This is a genomic window from Cyanobium sp. NIVA-CYA 375 (genome assembly GCF_056108345.1).
Window position 1 is genome coordinate 1 of record NZ_JBSYHW010000184.1, and the last position, 1,720, is coordinate 1,720.

At 60.7% G+C, this 1,720-nt stretch carries 1 protein-coding gene; it reads right to left on the bottom strand.

The features are described 5' to 3' along the window. The coding region (locus AC01FP_RS17390) for an integrin alpha (RefSeq protein ID WP_474481969.1) at positions 1 to 1,720 on the bottom strand (1,720 nt) is incomplete at both ends.

Sequence of the window (1,720 nt, forward strand, 5' to 3'; positions counted from 1 at the left end):
TTCGCGGATGAGGTTGCCGTTGTTCAGCGTTGAGCCGGTGGTGTAGCTGAGGTTGATCGATTGAATGCCAGCGGCAGGCAGCCCGGTGAGTTCATCAGCTTGAGAGACGCCGTCGGTGTTGCGGTCCTGCCAGAGCAGCAGGGAGCTGTAGGCGGAATCAAGGGCATCAAGGGTGCCATCGGCATTGCTGTCGAGCTCCGCCAAAGCGTCAAAGCCGTTAGCAGCCATGGACCCATTAGCCAGGGGTGTGGCATTACCAAAGAGCTCGCTGCCCGAAGTGATCAGGCCATTGCCATCCAGGTCGAGGGCGAGGAAGGCATCAGCCGGGGAGATCCAACCGCTGGATTCGGGGTTCCCGTCGGCATTGAGATCAAAGAGCAGGCCCGATGTTTGATCGGGGGAGAAGGTGTGAATGCCATCGCCGGCGAGATCAAGCACCAGGGGTGAGGTGAGCTGGTTGAAGGCGATGACCTCGTCAACGAGCAGCTGGGCCAGGCTGGTGTTGCTGTTGAGCACCTTGTAGGTGCCTGCAAAGGCACCGGAGCCGGTGATCGTGCCGAGGAAATCCCAGCTGCCATCCATGAGGTTGAGCGCGTCGCCGGCATTGCCGCGGACCAGCAGCTGATGGCGCTGGCTTGTGGTGGGTAGGGCGAAAGATCCATTAGAGAATCCCAGGCCAGCGGCAGTTGTGCTGTTGAGCCAGTTGAAGCGGGCCAGATCACGGATATCGGCAAGCCCAAGGATCAGGGTGTTGTTACCGGTGCCGGTGAGATCGAAGGCCTCAATGGAGGAGAGGCGAGAAGAGTTGTTGGTGTTGGAAGCCGACTGGTTGGCCACCAGTGTGAGATCCAGACTGAGACTGGAGCCTGAGAGGGCAATGGTGTCAAAGCCGGAGCCGCCGTCGATGCGGGCCAGCTGGGCGGTGTTGCCCCCTGCTCCAAAAGGAGACTGGAGGGCCGAGATCATCGAGGCGTTGATGGAGAAGCGATCATTGCCGCTGCCGCCATAGAGCACATCGGCGCCATTGCCAGTGAAGGTGTCATTACCGGCATTGCCAACGAAGGTTTCTGCAGCGCTGGTGCCGGTGAAGGTGTCGTTGCCGGTTGTGCCGAGCTGGTCGACGGCGGTCTGTGAGAAGGCGCCGCTGGTGGAGCCAAAGACCACATAGCTGCGGCCGGCGTCTTTGCCCGCTGCCGGATCGCTGCGGTCAGCCCCAACGATGAGATCAGCAAGGCCATCACCGTTGACATCACCAGCACTGGCGACGCTGCTGCCGCTGTAGTCGTCAGCGCACTGTCCATTGATCACAAAGCCGCCTGCTCCTGCTGCGATGGCGGAGAGATTGATGGCGGTGGTGGAAGTTTTGCCAAAGACCACATAGCTGCGGCCGGCGTCGTAGCGCGCAGCCGGATCGCTGTAGGGAGCACCAACGATGAGATCAGCAAGGCCATCACCGTTGACATCACCAGCACTAGCGACGCTGCTGCCGCTTAAGTCGGAAGAGGATTGGCCATTAATCACAAAGCCGCCTGCTCCTCCTGCGATGGCGGAGAGATCGATGGCGGCGGTGGAAGTTTTGCCAAAGACCACGTAGCTGCGGCCGGCGGAAGATCCCGCAGCCGGATCGCTGCGAAGAGCACCAACGATGAGATCAGCAAGGCCATCACCGTTGACATCACCAGCACTAGCGACGCTGCGGCCGCTGTTGTCGGTAGTGGAT